The 17419-nt window shown below is 61.7% G+C and carries 4 protein-coding genes; 1 reads left to right on the top strand and 3 read right to left on the bottom strand.

Annotation, left to right across the window (positions count from 1 at the left end; all coding sequences use genetic code 11):
- Positions 1-117: 117 nt before the first annotated feature.
- Positions 118-13101, bottom strand: a complete 12984-nt coding sequence (locus tag ACYZTS_RS15165; RefSeq protein WP_461990172.1) for a non-ribosomal peptide synthetase — start codon at positions 13099-13101, stop codon at positions 118-120.
- Between the two features lie 380 nt (positions 13102-13481).
- Between ACYZTS_RS15165 and ACYZTS_RS15160 the strand changes: the two genes are divergently transcribed.
- The gene (locus ACYZTS_RS15160; protein ID WP_028620716.1) at positions 13482-14030 is read left to right on the top strand and encodes an RNA polymerase factor sigma-70; all 549 of its coding nucleotides are present in this window, start codon (positions 13482-13484) and stop codon (positions 14028-14030) included.
- 1395 nt (positions 14031-15425) lie between these two features.
- Here the strand turns inward: ACYZTS_RS15160 and ACYZTS_RS15155 are convergent.
- Positions 15426-16439 (bottom strand): GNAT family N-acetyltransferase, encoded by a 1014-nt coding sequence (locus ACYZTS_RS15155; RefSeq protein WP_461990169.1) that lies wholly within the window; start codon positions 16437-16439, stop codon positions 15426-15428.
- Between the two features lie 90 nt (positions 16440-16529).
- On the bottom strand, positions 16530-17339 hold the full coding sequence (locus tag ACYZTS_RS15150) for a substrate-binding periplasmic protein (protein ID WP_461990167.1): 810 nt from the start codon (positions 17337-17339) through the stop codon (positions 16530-16532).
- Between the last annotated feature and the right edge of the window lie 80 nt (positions 17340-17419).

The following is a 17419-nucleotide window of genomic DNA, read 5'->3' as shown; positions in this document are numbered from 1 at the left end:
CGCGTCCTCGGCAAAAAATGGAGCACAAAGACTGAGCCGACGAGGCGTGAGCGTCAATTGCACCACCGTATGGTTTATGCGACCAAGCGTTGCAGCATTCGACAGGGTCACCGCCCATCAAAGCCCCTCCAGCTCCGCCATCAAATCATTCAGGCGATCCACCTTCTCCTCGGTCATATCGTTCGCCGCGAGCCCGTCTATATACGCCGCCAGTTCCGCCACCGTGCTGCACTCGAACATCGCCCGCAGCGGCACATCGCGCTGCAGGGTTTTCTGCACTCGCGAGGCAATCTGCGTTGCCAGCAAGGAATGGCCGCCGAGCTCGAAGAAATTGTCCAGCACACCGACCTTGTCGACCTTCAACACCTGCGCCCAGATGTCCGCCAGCTTCTGTTCCAGTTCATTGCGCGGCGCCTGGTAATCCTGACTCTGCAACTGGCCGATCTCCAGTACTGGCAGCAACTTGCGGTCCAGCTTGCCGTTGGCATTGCGCGGCATCCGTTCCAGCCACAACCAGTGCAGCGGCACCATGTATTCCGGCAACTCGGCGCGCAGCCGCTGCTTGATGCGCTCCAGACGTTCATCCGGATTCAGCGCCGACTCCGTCGCCACCAGATAACCCACCAAATGCTTGCCGTTAACGCCCTCCTGCACACCCACTACGGCTTCGCGCACTTCCGGTTGCTCGTGCAAACGCGCTTCGATTTCGCCCAGCTCGATGCGGTAGCCGCGAATTTTCACCTGGTGGTCGATCCGTCCGACGTATTCCAGCACGCCGTCATTGCGCCGCCTCGCCAGGTCGCCGCTGCGATACAAGCGATCACCCGGCGCGCCGAATGGATTCGGCACAAACACCTGCGCGGTGCGCAACGGATCGCTGACATAACCACGGCCGACGCCCGTACCAGCGACGCATAACTCGCCCACTGCGCCCAGCGGCACCAGTTCCAGCGCGCCATCGAGCAGGTACAAACGGTTGTTGTCGGTCGGCGTTCCGATCGGCAGATAACTGCCCCGCGTGGACGCCAGGTCGACGCGGAAGAACGCCACGTCGTCGGAACATTCCGCTGGGCCATAGGCGTTCACCAGGCCGATATCCGGGTAGCGCAACAGCCATTGACGGGCGAGTTCCGGCGGCATCGCTTCACCGGTCGGCAGCATCCAGCGCAGACCGTCGAGGCTCATGCGTTCCTGCGCGAGCATGCCCTGAATCAACGACGGCACGCTCTCCAGCACGGTGATGCTCTGTGCGCAGACATGCGCCAGCAAGCCCTGAGGATCGTGGGCGATAGTGTTCGGCACAATGTCCACCCGCGCGCCGAACAGCGGGGCGGCGAGGAACTGCCAGACTGAAATATCGAAGCTTTGCGACGCCGTCTGGGCGATCACATCAGTCTCACTCAGGTTGAGATACGGGACTTTGCTCAACTGGTTATTGAGCATGCCACGTTGCTCGACCATCACGCCTTTCGGCAAACCGGTGGAACCCGAGGTGTAGATCACGTAAGCGAGGTTATCCGAACCGCTGTAGACGCCTGGATTATCCAGCGCGACAGCGCTCGCCTGGATCACTTCCCAAACCAGTAACTTTGGTCGATTGGCGCAGGTGAACTCGTCCAGTAACGCGACGGCCTGTTCGTGACACGCCTGCGTGCAGACCAGCAACGGCGTACGACTCAAATCGATAATTCGAGCGAGACGCTGGCTTGGCAGCGCCGGGTCCAGCGGCAGATAACCCGCACCGGCCTTGAAGCTGCCGATGATCATGCCGAGCAAATCGAGGTTGCGTTCGGCAAGCAACGCTACCGGTTGATCGAGTCCGACACCGGCTGCGATCAATGCATGGCCGAGGCGGTTGCTGCGCTGATTCAGGTCGAAATAAGTGAGCTGCTGATCCAGGCAGCTCGCGGCAATCCGCTGCGGGTGCCGAGCCACTTGCCCTTCGAACAGTGCGACGTAGCTCCGCTGCAGCGGGTAATTGTGTTCACTCTGATTGCAGCCGTGCAGCAGAAAATCCTGCTCCTCTGCACCGAGCAGCGGCAGATTCGCCATCTCACCGTGGAAGCCTTCGACCAGCGCCAGCAACAAACGCTTGAACTCGGCGAGCATGCGTTCGATGGTCGATTCGTCGAAATAGCGCTGGTCGTACGACAGGTGCAAGCCAAGGTCATCGTCCGGATAACACACCGCCGTCAGCGGAAAATTGGTGTGGGTGCGGCCCGAATCCGAGGTCGCATTCAGGCTCTGCGCGCGGTCCAGCACCGAGACTTCCACCGGGGCGTTTTCGAACACGAACAGGCTGTCGAACAGCGGTTGGCCTTTGGGCAATTCGCTGTTTTCCTGAATATTCACCAGCGGCAGGTATTCGTACTCGCGCAGCTGCATGTTGCTGTCGAGCAAACCGCTCAGCCATTCGCGGACGCTGCAGGGTTGGTCGTCCTCGGGCATCTTCACCCGCAGCGCAATGCTGTTGATGAACAGCCCGACGGTGCGTTGCATCTGCGGCATGTCCACCGGACGCCCGGCCACCGTGACGCCGAACAGCACGTCGCGATCGCCGCTCAAGCGTCGCAATACCAACGCCCATGCCGCTTGCGCGAAGGTGTTGATGGTCAACTGATGCGCCTGCGCCAGTTCACGCAGCTGGGCACCGTCGCGGGCATCCAGTCGGGTGTAGCGATCGCCGACAATCATGCCGCCGCTATCGCCGGCATGTTCCCGCAGGAACGGTCGGTCGCTCGGAATCGGCGTGGTTCGCTCGAAGCCTTGCAAATTGCTTTTCCACCACTGGCGCGCCTCGGTAAGACTCTGCCGTTGCAGCCAGCCGATGTAGTCGCGATAGCGCGGCGACAGCGGCAACTGCGCGTCGCGTCCTTCGCCCAGCGCCATGTAGATTTCGAAAAAATCATTCATCAGCAACGAGCGACACCAGGCGTCGATCAGGATGTGGTGATTGCTCATGATGAACCAGTAACGCGCCGCGCCAACCTTGATCAGGCGCAGGTGGAACGGCGCCTGATGCAACAGATCGAACCCGGCTTCGCGTTCACTTTTCAGCAGCGTTTGCAGTTTTGGCTCTTGCTCGCCCTCGACAACGGCGCTCCAGTCCAGGTACTCGATCGGCGTGCTGCCCGGTTTGTGGATCACTTGCAGCATGTCTTCGCCGACGTTCCAGCAGAACGACGCGCGCAAGGCTTCGTGACGGGCGATCACCGCTTGCCAGGCCTGGGCAAAGCGCTGCGGATCAAGCTCACTGTTGATGCGGTAACGGTCCTGCATGTAATAGAGGCCGGTACCCGGTTCGAGCAAGGTGTGCAGCAGCATGCCTTCCTGCATTGGCGTCAGTGGGTAAACGTCTTCGATAGTGGCCGCCGGGATCGGCAGCGCATCGAGTTGAAGCTGGGTCAGTTTCGCCAGCGGGAAATCCGACGGCGTCAGGCCGCCGGCAGCGTCCTCAAGGCAATGCTCGATCACGCTGTGCAATTCGCCGAGGTAGGCGTTCGCCAGATCATCAATGGTCTGCGGGTTGTAGCGCTCGGCGCTGAACGTCCAGCGCAGCACCAGTTCACCGCCGTAGACTTGACTGTCGACGCTCAGCTCATTAGGCAGCGGCGCGTGCTCGTCGTGTGCGGCACCAACCGGCTCATCGAGCGGACGGAACAGCGCGTCTGCGCCGAAGCTCTGGTCGAACTGACCGAGGTAGTTGAAGGTGATCGGTGCAACTGGCAGCGCAGCCATGGTTTGCCGGCACGGATCGTCGGCGAGGTAACGCAGCACGCCATACCCCAAGCCCTTGTGCGGCACGGCGCGCAGTTGTTCCTTGATCGCCTTGATCGACGCGCCCTGCTCTGCCAAAGGGGTCAGACGCAGCGGATAAGCGCTGGTGAACCAACCGACGGTACGGGTCAGGTCGATGTCGTCAAACAGGGTTTCGCGGCCATGGCCCTCGAGTTGAATCAGCGCCGATTCATGACCGGTCCAGCGGCACATCACTCGGGCCAATGCGTTCAACAGCAAGTCATTGACCTGAGTGCGATAAGCGCTCGGTGCCTGTTGCAGCAACTGCCGGGTAGCCTCGGCGTCGAGGCGCACGCTGACGGTTTGCGCGTGACGATTCTGCCGACCGCCATCCGGACGATCACAGGGCAATTCAGCCGCTGGCCCCGCCAGTTGCGCTTGCCACCAACTGAGTTCTTCACGCAGCGATTCACTGCCGGCATACGCCTGCAAGCGCGCGGCCCAGTCGCGGAAGGCGCTGGTTTTCGCCGGCAGTTTTACCGACTGCCCGTGTTCCAGTTGGCGGTAGACGGTCTGCAGATCGTCCAGCAACACGCGCCAGGAAACCCCGTCGACCACCAAGTGATGGATGGCGATAAACAAGCGTTGCACGCCCTCCGGCCCATCGACCAGCAGCACCCGCATCAACGGACCGTGTTCAAGGTCCAGACTGCGATGCGCGTCGGCGAACAGGGCCGTGCATTTGTCCATCGCCGCGACCTGCACCTGCCACAGCACCGGCGCATCGCAGATCGCCTGATGACGGGCTTTCCATTCGCCGGCGCTTTGCTCAAAACGTAGACGCAGCGCATCGTGCTGCTCGATCACCGCCAGCAGCGCCTGCTCCAGGCGATGCGGTTCCAGTGTTAGCGTTGGCGCCAGCAGCAGCGCCTGATTCCAATGCTGACGCTGAGCGATCTCGGTATCGAAAAACCAGTGCTGGATCGGCGTCAGACGCGATTCTCCGCTGAGCAAGCCTTGCTCGGCCCTGACCTGTTCAGTGCGAGTCGCCACGGCCGCGAGGGTCTGCACGGTCTGGTGCTGGAACAGGTCGCGCGGGCTGAAATGGATGCCCTGCTGCCGCGCCCGGCTGACCACCTGGATTGACAGGATCGAGTCGCCGCCCAGTTCGAAGAAGTTGTCGTTGAGGCCCACCTGTTCGACGTTCAGCACGGCGCACCAAATGCTCGCCAGGGTCAGCTCAAGTTCGCTGCTCGGAGCTACGTAATGCTGACGGTTGAGCTCGGGATCGGGGGCCGGCAAGGCGCGGCGGTCTAGCTTGCCATTGGTGGTCAGCGGCATACTCGTCAGCAGGATAAGGTGCGTCGGCACCATGTAGTCCGGCAACTGGGATTTCAGGTGATTTTTTAACGCATCGCGCAGTACCTTTTTCTGATCTTCATCCTGTGAAACCACGTCAGTGACCAGATAGCCCACCAGCTGTTTGCCGCTTGACGCGTCCAGCGCCAGCACCACCGCTTCGCGGATCGAAGGATGTTCCAGCAGCCGGCCTTCGATTTCGCCGAGTTCGATGCGGAAGCCGCGAATCTTCACCTGATGGTCGATGCGCCCGAGGTATTCGACCAGGCCATCGGCGCGCTGCCGCACCAGGTCGCCGGTGCGGTAAATTCGCCCGCCATCGGCCATGAACGGGTTAGCGACAAAGCGCTCGGCGGTGATCCCCGCACGCTGGTGATAACCCTGCGCCAGACCGGCACCGCCGACGTATAACTCGCCGGTCGCGCCTTGCGGCACCAGCGCCAGGTCATTGTCGAGAATGTACGCCACGCGCGCACCGATAACGCTGCCGATTGGCACGCTGCCGAGGCCTTCCTCGAGCTGCTCCGGCGCCAGACTCGCCAGCGGCATGACCACGGTTTCGGTCGGGCCATAGGCGTTGAAAAACAGCTCCGGTGTGAAAGCTGTGCGAATCCGCTGCAAATGTTCACCGGTCAACGCCTCGCCACCGGTGATGCACATGCGCACCCCCAGAGTGTCGCCCTGGGTGACCAGCCATTGCGCCAACTGGCTGCCGTAGCTCGGGGTAAATCCGAGAATGTTGATGCGATGACGGCGAATCAATGCGCAGATTTCTTCTGCGTCCCACTGGCCCTGAGCCCGCAGGACCACTTGCGCACCGCTCAATAACGGCACCAGCAAACGTTCGGTCGCGGCGTCGAAGTTGATCGAATAGAAGTGCAATTCGCAGTCGTCCGGGCGCATGCCGAAGCGTTCGATCACGGCACGGCAATGCATGGCGATATCACCGTGGGACACCACCACGCCTTTCGGTTTGCCGGTGGAGCCGGAGGTGTAAATCAGGTAGGCCTGATGCTGAGGCAAGCTGACAAACGGCACCTCGCTGGCCGGATAATCGGCCAGTGCCGCGGCGTCGTTTTCCAGACACCAGCGCTCAACGCCCGGCGGCAATTCGCCTAACGCGTCGAACATCGCCGCGTCGCTGAGCAGCAAACCGACGCCGCTGTCTTCGATCATGTAATGCAAACGGTCAAGCGGGTATTCCGGGTCCAGCGGCACGTAAGCGCCACCGGCTTTGAGAATTGCCAGCAGGCCAATGACCATTTCCAGCGAACGCTCAAGCGCCAGGCCGACGCGCACCTGCGGTCCGACACCGCGCTCGCGCAGCATCCAGGCCAGGCGATTGGCGCGGCGGTCGAGCTCGGCGTAGCTCAGGGTTTCATCGGCAAACGTCAGCGCCGGTGCGTCGCCACGGGTGAGTGCCTGTTCGCTGAACAGTTGATGAATGCACTGATCGAGTCGATGTTCACCCGGCTCGACCCCGAGGCTGTCCAGCAGCGATTGCTCTTCGCTCGCGGCCAGCAGCGGCAGTTCGCCGAGGCGTTGCTGCGGGTCGGCGAGCAGCGCTTCCAGCAGATTGCGCCAGTGACCCGCCATGCGCGCGATACGCGGTTCATCGAACAGGTCGGTGCTGTAAGTCAGGCAGCAACCGAGGCGATGATCAAGGTCGGTAACCTCAAGGTTCAGGTCGAACTTGGTCGCGCGGGCATCGTTAGCCAGGTACTCGACGGTCATACCGGCGAGTGTGCGGCTCTGCTGAAACTCCCAGCGCTGCACGTTGCACATCACCTGGAACAGCGGGTTGTACGCGGCGCTGCGTGGCGGTTGCAAGGCTTCGACCAGATGATCGAACGGCAAGTCCTGATGCGACTGGCCTTCGATCACGGTGTGGCGGACCTGCTCGAACAACTCCGCGACCGACATCTGCCCGTCGAGCTGACAGCGCAGCACTTGAGTGTTAAGGAAGGCGCCGATCAGCCCTTCGCTTTCCGGCCGAATCCGGTTGGCCACCGGCGCGCCGATGCGCAGGTCGGTCTGGCCGCTGTAACGGTAAAGCAGCACGGCCAGCGCGGCCGTCATGGTCATGAACAGGGTCAGGCCGTTTTGCGCATTGAAGGCGCGGACCCGGGCAGCCAGCTCATCGCTCAGATCGAAGCGGAACAGCTCGCCCTGATGACTTTGCACCGCCGGGCGTGGCCGGTCGGCGGGCAGCTCCAGCAGCGGATGTTCACGGCCCAGCTGCGCGGTCCAGTAATCGAGTTGGCGCTGACGCTCACCGGATTCCAGCCACTGACGCTGCCAGACGCTGTAATCCAGGTATTGCACCGGCAAGGGTTGCAGCGGCGATTCACGGTCATCGACAAAGGCTTCGTACAGCGCGCTGAGTTCACGGGCGAAGATGTCCATCGCCCAGCCTTCGGTGACGATGTGGTGCAGGGTCAGCACGAGGTAATGCTCATGCTCGGCGGTCTTGACCACACAGGCGCGCAGCAGCGGACCGGTTTCCAGATTGAAAGGCTGGTGCGCCTCGCTGTCGGCCAGCGCTTGCACCCGTTGTTCACGCAGGTCGGCGTCCAGTGCCGAGAAATCTTGCCAGTCCATGCGCAGGCCGCTTTGGGCGTGCACCCGCTGTAGTGCCACGCCGTCGATGCTTGGGAACGTAGTGCGCAAGGTTTCGTGGCGCATGATCAGCGCCTGCAATGCGGCTTCGAATCGCCCAACATCGAGCACACCGCGCAGCCGCGCCATGCCGCCGACGTTGTAGGCCGGGCTATCCGGCTCCATCTGCCAGAGGAACCACATCCGTTGCTGTGAATAGGACAACGGCACCGGATTGTGCCGGTCGACCTTGGCGATGGGCGGCTGTTTGTTGGTGTTGCCGCTGACCTGAATCAGCCGAACCTGTTCGGCGAACGTACCGAGTTCACTGTGCTCGAACAATGTCCGCAGCGGCAGCTCGACGTCGCAGGCCTGACGGCTGCGCGAAATGATTTGCGTGGCCAGCAGCGAGTGGCCGCCGAGCGCAAAAAAGTCGTCGCGCAAACCGATTTGCGCAAGGCCCAGCACATCACGCCAGACAGCGGCGATCTGTTGCTCCAGCGCCGTGACAGGCTCAACGTGCTCGCGCACTTGCCACTGCGGTTCAGGCAAGGCGCGGCGGTCGAGTTTGCCGCTGGGGCTGAGGGGCATCTGCTGCAGACGCATCAACTGCGCCGGGACCATGTAGTCCGGCAACTCGGCCGCCAGCGCAGCGCTAAGGCGGGCACTTTGTTCCTCGACAGTTTCGTTGCAATCAAGGGCGGTGTAGTAACCGATCAACTGCCCGCCAGCCGCTGTTTCGCGCACCAGCACCACGGCTTGCGCGACGCCGGACTGCGCGAGCAGGCGCGCCTCTATCTCCTGCGGCTCGACGCGAAAGCCGCGCAGTTTGACCTGCTGATCGAGACGCCCCAAATACTCGATCACGCCATCGGCACTCCAGCGTGCACGGTCGCCGGTGCGATAAAGACGCGCGCCCTGCTCGCCCAGCGGGTCGACCACGAAGCGTTCGGCGGTCAAACCCGGTCGGCCCAGATAGCCACGCGCCAGACCGATGCCACCGATGCACAGTTCGCCTGGCACACCGGCCGGCAGCGCGTTGAGCTCGCCGTCGAGCACCCGGCAGATGACATTGCCCAGCGGACGTCCAATGGGCGAACGTTCGCCATCCTCTGCTGTGCACTGCCAATGGGTGACATTGATCGCGGTTTCGGTCGGGCCATAGCGGTTATGCAATTGCACCGCTGGCAACTGCGTCAGCACACGGTCGCGCAGCTCCGCCGGCAAGGCTTCGCCACCGGAGAAAAGCCGTCGCAGGCTGGTACATTCAGCGCTGAGTGGCTCATCGATAAACAACGAGAGCAAAGGCGGCACAAAGTGCAAGGTGGTCACGCCGTATTGCTGAACCAGCTGGGCAATGCGCTGCGGATCGCGGTGCTCGCCGGTGCCGGCCAGCAGCAGACGGGCCCCGGTAATCAATGGCCAGAAGCATTCCCACACCGAGACGTCGAAACTGATCGGCGCCTTTTGCATCAGCACGTCGCTGGCGTTCAGTTGATAAGTGGCCTGCATCCATTGCAGGCGCTCGGCGAGGGCTGCGTGGGTATTGCCGACGCCTTTGGGCTGGCCGGTCGAACCCGAGGTGTAAATCACGTACGCAAGGTTGTCGCCCTGCAGATGCAGGCCCGGCGCCTGGCTTGGCCAGCTCTCCAGATGCAGCGCATCCATGGCGATGACGCTGACGCCAGCGCTGGCCGGCAAACGATCGAGCAATGCGGTTTGCGTGAGCAGCAGTTCGACGCCGCTGTCGCTGAGCATGTAGGCCAGACGCTCGGCCGGGTAGTCCGGATCCAGCGGCACGTAGGCGCCGCCGGCCTTGATGATCGCCAGCAGGCCGATCAACAGTTGCGGCGAACGCTCGGCCGCGATGGCCACGCAGACGTCCGGGCCGACACCTTTGTCGCGCAGGTAATGCGCCAAACGGTTGGCCCGGCTGTGCAGTTCGGCAGAGTCGAGGCTGCCGCCGTCCCACATTAGCGCGGTACTTTGCGGTGTCCGCCGCGCCTGTTCGTTGAGCAGTTCCGGCAGCCACTGGCTCGCCGGAGCACACGGTGCGGAGCTCCAGTTTTTTTGCTGATCCTGCTCGCCAGGTGTGAGCAACGACAGGTCGCCGACGGCGGTTTGCGGTTGTGCACAAACGGCGTTGAGCAAGTTGCAGTGATGGTCAGCAAGACGCTCGATGGTCGCTGCGTCGAACAGTTCGCTGGCGTAATCGAACGACAGGCTCAGGTGTCCATTACTGTCTTCCTCGCTGTGCAGTTGCAGGTCGAACTTGGCTTCGCGGCTGTGCCACGGCAGTTCTTCGGCGTGCAGTCCCGGCAAGCGCCGCAGCGCACTCAGGTCCCGTTGCTGATGGTTGAACATGACCTGGAACAGGCCTTGTTCACGCGCCTGCGGAAACGCTTCGAGCAGCTGTTCAAACGGCAGGTCCTGATGCGCCTGTGCCCCCAATGCGGCCTGGCGTGTTTGCGCCAACAGCTCAACGAAAGACAGCCGCGAATCCACCTCAGCGCGCAGCACTTGGGTGTTGATAAAGAAGCCTATCAACCCTTGGGTTTCCAGGCGCGGACGGTTGGCGTTCGGCACGCCGATGCGGATGTCGCGCTGGCCGCTGTAGCGGTGCAACAGGCTCTGAAACGCCGCCAGCAAGAGCATGAACGGCGTGGCATCGTGGGCCTGCGCAGTCAGGCGAATCGCTTCGCTCAACGCTGTGCCGAGTTTGATCGAATGACGCGCCGCACTGAAGGTTTGCTGCGCTGAACGCGGGTGATCGGTCGCCAGACTAAGGGGCGGATGCTCCTCACCCAATTGTGTTTTCCAGTACGCCAACTGCCGCTCGCCCTCACCTTGCGCCAGCCATTGACGCTGCCAGCTGCCGTAATCGGCGTATTGCGTCGGCAGTGCTGCGAGCTCTGCCGTATGGCCTTGCGACGCGGCGGCATACAGGCGCGAAAACTCATCGATCAGCACATTCAGCGACCAGCCGTCAGCGATGATGTGGTGCAGCGTCACCAGCAACTGATGATCGTCGTCATCCAGGCGCACCAACGTCACCCACAGCAGCGGGCCGTTCTGCAGATCGAACTGAGTACGCGCTTCATCCTCGCGGATTTGCAGCGCACGGGTTTCACGCTCGGCGACGGGCAAGTCGCTGAGGTCGATCAATTGCAGGTTGAATTCGGCATGAGCATCGACCTGTTGCAGCGCCACGCCATCACGTTCGAAGAACCGCGTGCGCAGGGATTCATGGCGGTTGAGCAGTTGCTGGAAACTGGCGCGCAAGGCGTCTTCATCCAGTTCGCCACGCAAACGCAAAGCACCGGGAATGTTATAGGCGCTGCCTTGTGGATCAAGTTGCCATGTGATCCACAGACGGTTTTGCGCCAGCGATTGCGGCAGCGCTTCGCTGCGCGACAGCCGTGTGATTGCGCCTTGAGCGAGGCCGCCATCCTGTTGCAGGCGGGCCACGGCAGCGGCAAAAGCGCCGAGGGTGGGTGCCTCGAACAACAGGCGCAGGTTCAGCTCCAGGCCAAGTTCTTCACGCAGCCGCGCCACCACCTGCGTGGCGGCGATGGAGTTGCCGCCGAGCAAGAAGAAATGGTCATCGCTGCCGACCTTTCCAGCCTGCAATTGCTCGGACCAGATCAGGCCGATCTGCGTTTGCAGTTCCGAAACCGAGTCGATTTCCTTAGGGCTTTCCATGATCGCCGACGGGAACAGCGCATAGCTGTCGAGGCTGCCATCGGCCAGGCGACTGCGGCACGCGGAGCGTTGTAGTTTGCCGCTGGAAGTCTTCGGCAATGCGCCGGGATTGAGCAATACCACCACGCTCGGCGCTTCCTGATACACCTCCGCCACCGCTTGACGGATGGCTTTGATCAACGCGTCCGGTGGCAGGATTTTCTGCACGCTGCGGCTGATTTCCGCGGCGATACCAATGCCTTCCTGACCGCCAACGTTTACTGCAAACGCGGCGACCCGACCTTTGCGCACCACTTCCACTTCGCGCTCGATGGTCTGTTCGATGTCTTGCGGATAGAGATTTTGCCCACGCACGATCAGCAGGTCTTTGAGGCGACCGGTGATGAACAGCTCACCCTCGCGCATGAACCCCAGATCGCCGGTGCGCAGCCAGATGCGGCCGGCCTGCTCGACAAAAGTTTGCGCTGACGCTTGCGGGTTGCGCCAGTAACCGTGGGCGATGCTCGGCCCGGTCGCCCAGACTTCGCCGACGGTGTTTTCGGCCTGCTCGGTGAGCACGAGCGGATCGACGATCTGCACCGCGTGATCCGGCTGACTGATGCCGCAACTCATGATTGCACTGCCTTCGCCCGGCTCGGCGCGATTTTGCGCCAGCGCCTGATCGTCCATCCGCAGGTTGCCGATCCCCTGCCCCCGCGCCGTACCGGCGACGAACAGCGTGGCTTCGGCCAAACCGTAAGACGCCATGAAGCTGCCGGGGGTGAAACCGCACGGGGCGAACTTCTCGGCGAAGCGCTCCAGGGTATCGAGGCGAATCGGTTCCGAACCGGAATAAGCCACTCGCCAATTGCTCAAATCGAGACGTGCCAGCGCCGATTCGCTGACCCGCTCGCTGCACAGGCGATAGGCAAAGTCCGGTCCGCCGCTGATGGTGCCGCGGTATTCGCTGATCGCTTCCAGCCAGCGTAACGGCCGGCCGAGGAAGTACGCTGGCGACATCAACACGCACGGTACGCCGCTGAAAATCGGCTGCAACAGACCGCCGATCAGGCCCATGTCGTGGTACAGCGGCAGCCAGCTGACGATCACGTCGTCGGGGTTCAGGTCGATGCCGAAGCCGTGACGAATCAGCAATTCGTTGGCGACCAAGTTGCCGTGGCTGACCTGCACGCCTTTGGGCAACGCGGTGGAGCCGGAGGTGTATTGCAGGAAAGCAATGTGGTCGTGATCAAGAACCGGCTCGAGCCAATGTCCGGCCAACGCGGTCGCCAATGTGTCGACGCACAGCAGCGGCGGTGCACCTTGGATGTGCTGCAACGCGTCGCGCAGGTCGGCACTGGTCAGTAACAGGCGCGGTTCGGCATCGCTGATGATCGACAGCAGACGCTCATGATGATGACGCTTGGCCGATTCAGGCGGGTAAGCCGGGACTGCGATCACGCCCGCGTACAGACAGCCAAAAAATGCCGCAACGTAGTCCGGACCGCTGGGAAACAGTAGCACCGCGTGATCACCGAAATCCGCTTGCGCCTGCAACGCACCGGCAATCATTCGCGCCCGTTGGTCCAGTTCGCAATAACTGAGCACCACGGTCTGATCGGCGGTTTCGGCGAGGAAGCGCAAAGCCACCCGATCCGGTGTCAGGGCCGCGCGGCGCTGAAGGGCCTGGACCAGGGTACTTGGGATTTCGAACGCGTCGGTCATGAGGTTTCCTGCCTGTATTCGGCTTGCAAGGGGTATCGGTGTTGTAACGCCACGCCTATTGAGGGCATGCAGGGCGGGGTCTTCGCCGACCGCGCAAGGCATTGGAGATGCGCTGAGAACCGGGCTTTCATCCGGTTCCATCACCAATGAGAACGGATGACCTCTGCAAATAATTAGTCGGCCGGACTGATCGTCGGCGGGGCCAGGACATGGCCAAGGTGTGGCCATGTGTCGCAGTTCTCAGCTTGCGCTTTCACGGCGCATTAATTCTCTTTCTCAATTGACAATCATTATCATTCAACATAATTTGTCGCTCGATGTGTAGGACGGCTCCTTTGCGCTTGACGTCCCACGACCCCATTTGCAGCAAGGTGATTTCCATGACGGAACAAGTATCCACAAGCAGGTGCGATTCACCGCTACTTCAGGCATTCGTCGACAACCGACTGATTCTGGTCAAGATTGCAGCGCGTATTACCGGCTGCCGGTCACGCGCCGAAGATGTGGTTCAAGACGCGTTCTTCCGCCTGCACTCGGCGCCGCAGATCACGTCGTCGTTCAAGGCTCAGCTGAGTTATCTGTTCCAGATCGTGCGAAATCTGGCGATCGATCACTATCGCAAGCAGGCGCTGGAGCAGAAGTATTCGGGGCCTGAAGAGGAAGGGTTGAACGTGGTGATACCAGGCGCTTCGCCGGAAACCTCGCACATCAATTTCTCGACGCTGGAAAACATCGCCGACGCGCTGACCGAGCTGCCCAGCCGCACGCGCTACGCCTTCGAGATGTACCGGCTGCACGGCGTGCCGCAAAAGGACATCGCCAAGGAACTCGGCGTATCGCCGACCCTGGTGAACTTCATGATTCGTGATGCACTGGTTCACTGCCGCAAAGTCTCGGGTAGTCGCGCGGATACGTTTGCGCGGCGTTAGCCGCTGAACCGCGTCGCTGCCGTTCGCTAGCCGCTAAACCGCGTCGCCGTCATTTGCGGGCAAGCCGCTCCCACATCTTGCCGGCGACTTGGATCTGGCTGGTGTACATATCCGATTTTTTTGGTGACGGCTGATATGGGTTTCGCCCTTACGGCGAGTCACTTGGAAATGCCTACGCGGCCCGGCCCCAAGTAACCAAGCGCTTTCGCCCCGCCATTCGGTGCCTCGCCTAGGCTCGGCATGCCCTCACTCCGGCATTGCGCCGGGGGCCCGTCGCTATCGGCCATCCATGGCCGGGGGCGACTACCGCGGCATCCTTGCCGCGGTACCCCCTGCGCAACGCCTGCGTTCGGCCTCTGGGAAAGGGCCAGGTGGATCAAGATCAAGATCTGAAGCAAAGCAAAGCAAAACCCAGGCTCATGCCCCGAAGCTGATCGTTCCCACGCCGCGTGGGAATGCCGCCAGGGACGCTCTGCGTTCCGAAGTCGACGCAAGACTGCAGCCTTGCAAAGTCGTGACGCAGAGCGTCACGGGATGCATTCCCACGCGGAGCGTGGGAATGAGCTGCGGGCGACGGGCGACGAGCAACGTAACCTGCGCAGCCAGGTCGGCCGGTAGGCCGCCTCGGCGGCTGTGGCGGTGAGCGGCCCGTCGGGAGGCTGAGCGCAGGTTCTGCGCAGTGGGCAACCCGGCATGGATGCCGGGTTAGGCGCGCACGGCCAAGGATGGCCGATCGCGCCGGGCCCACGGAGCAGGACCGGAGCGAAGGCATGGCGAGCACTAGCGAGCCACCGGACGTCAGGGGCAAGAGCACTTGGTTACTTGGTGCTGTTCCAAGTGACTCGCCGTAAGGGCGAAACCAATACAAGCCATCACCGCAGAAATGGATATGTACACCAGCAATATCCTCAGCGCCTAAAACATAGCCATCGCTGGCAAGCCAGCTCCCACAGTTGACCGCGTACAGCCTCGAGATCCAGGCAAACCAAAGTCCGCGATCGCTGGCAAGCCAGCTCCCACAGTTGACCGCGTACAGCCTTGAGATCCAGGCAAACCAAAGCCCGCCATCGCTGGCAAGCCAGCTCCCACAGTTGACCGCGTACAGCCTCGAGATCCAGGCAAACCAAAGTCCGCGATCGCTGGCAGGCCAGCTCCCACAGTTGACCGCGTACAGCCTTGAGATCCAGGCAAATCAAAGTCCGCCATCGCTGGCAGGCCAGCTCCCACAGTTAACCGCGTACAGCCTTGAAATCCAGGCAAATCAAAGTCCGCCATTCGCGAGCAAGCCCGCTCCCACACTTGACCGAATTCTCTTAGAAAACGCACTCGAATGTGGGAGCCAAGCTTGCTCGCGAAGATAGACTCAAGGCCAACAAAGATCCTGAGCCCCGCCCCTCACGCCAACACACACCGATCAAAAAACCGCTCCCGCGCTAACACCATCAACGCCGCGCGCTTATGCGGGAAGTCGAACTCTTTTTCGCAGTGGAAGCGCTGATTCTGCATATAGCCGATCATCTTCGCGTTGTCAGCGCGCGGCTCGGCGACCACCCGCTGAGTGCGTGGATCGTCGAGAAACAGGTAATGCACCAGCGCCGATAACCAGCTCGCGACCTTGTGCGGCCCGCGGTGATTTTCTGCACCCACCAGCATGTGAATGCCACGGTCGTAATCGCCTGCGGTGTAGAACGGCGAGATGCGGTCTTCCTTGGCCCAATAGGCTTCAAAATAGGCAAACGGCTGATCATCGAAACAGCCAATCAGCGTCAAGGTGTGCGGGTCCGCTTCAAGCTTGCTCAAGTATTCGCGATGCTGCTCGAGGCTGCCCTCCTCCTCCCAGAAACTGGCGACGCGCGCACTGTTCTGCCACCTGTTGAAACGTTGCAGGTCGAGCTCTATCTCCACCGTCCGCAGGGAAATCCACGCCCCCAGCCGCGCATCGAAACGCCGATAAACCTCACCGCGCGGTTTGACCGGGCGCAACGGATGACGCTTGCCGCCACTGATGGCCATTTGCTGCGGGTACACCCCGGCCATCGTCTGACCCAGCCAAGGCTGCGGCAATTGCCAGAACAACGTGCGCTCGCAGCCATACTCGCCAGCGGTTTCGGTGGGGATTAGCAACCCGCTGAGCAACGCGTGCGCCGGCGCTTCGTCGAGCCGCCAGACAAGCCGCTGACAGGCAGGGTCGCGGGCGAACAACCAATAACAGCTCGCCCAGATTGCCTGAGTGTCGGGCTGAGCAAAGCGCTCTCCGACAGATACCTGCAAGCCGGGCTGGCGGCTCAGGCATAGCGAGATCAAGGGCTGCCCTTCCAGGCTCAACATCAGGCGGCTTGCAGTTTCATCAGCCGTGAGGCTTTTGCCAGTCGGCAAGGCCAAGGCCGTCAGGTCATTCGGATTGGGCATGGGTGGGGCTCACGATTCGTCGACGATTTAACAAAGTGACGTGAGCCAGTGCGGGAAATTTAACCGACGCGGAAAATACCAGCCCCTGGCTCAGTTGCCCTGGACCGGCACCACTGCGATTTTATAGGGATCAAAAATCTTCAGCATCTGACCGTTGTCGCGCAACCCTCGCAGGAGCTTTTCGAAAGCAGCGCCACTGATCGGCGCCGCCGGACGCAGGATCGCGTAGTGGTGATAGATCTGATCGACCCGTTCGGAGACCAGCAACTGGCTCGCGACCTTCTCGTTACGCAGCAGGTAATCGCTCAGGTAGGAACGCGTCACCAAAGCAATGTCGGCGCGCCCGCGCAGCACCATCAACAAGTTGCTGTCGTGGGAATAGGTCAGCGTGGCGTTATAGTTTTGCGCGAGCACTTTAGGGTCGGCATTGAAGTCGGCGAACTCGTAGTGATAGCCGCTGAACAACGCCAGCCGTTTGCCGGCGAGGTCGGCGAAGTAGGATTGTTGGCGCGCCGCGTGACCATCGGGCGAGCGCTGTGCGACGAATATTTCCGCGTCTTCGAGCCCCATGTCGACCGTGGTGTGCGGGATCTCGGTCCAGCCCCATTGCGGATTCTCGAAAATTGCCATATCCACCCGGCCTTGCTTGAAATCACCGAAGCGGCGTGGAATGGAGGTTGGCACCAGCACGAACTGAAAGTCGCTTTGCGAGGTGTTCAGGGCTTCGACCAGTTGCGGCAGCAGGCCGGTATCGGCACCGGACTCGGGACGCACCGTGTAGGGCGGGAAATGTGCGGCGCCGACTCGCACAAGTTGTGTAGCCTGGACGGGCAAACCCCACAGCATCACGAGCGCTGCGAGCGAACGCCCCAAGGCCGTCCGAATTGGCGAAGACTTCAAAACACCCACTCCCCGAAAATGACGCAGCATTGCATTGAAGCTAGGCGGTTTCGGCCACTTAGCGAGTTTCCATCCCTGTC

This window comes from Pseudomonas sp. TMB3-21 (genome assembly GCF_054898145.1).
The sequence above is the reverse complement of the archived record's forward strand: the minus strand, read 5'-3'. Positions and strand labels throughout refer to the sequence as shown.

What these genes read in the sequence shown, in the direction of transcription:
- ACYZTS_RS15165 (WP_461990172.1), bottom strand. Translation starts at nt 13,101, where the DNA reads ATGACCGACGCGTTCGAAATCCCAAGTACCCTGGTCCAGGCCCTTCAG.
- ACYZTS_RS15160 (WP_028620716.1), top strand. Translation starts at nt 13,482, where the DNA reads ATGACGGAACAAGTATCCACAAGCAGGTGCGATTCACCGCTACTTCAG.
- ACYZTS_RS15155 (WP_461990169.1), bottom strand. Translation starts at nt 16,439, where the DNA reads ATGCCCAATCCGAATGACCTGACGGCCTTGGCCTTGCCGACTGGCAAA.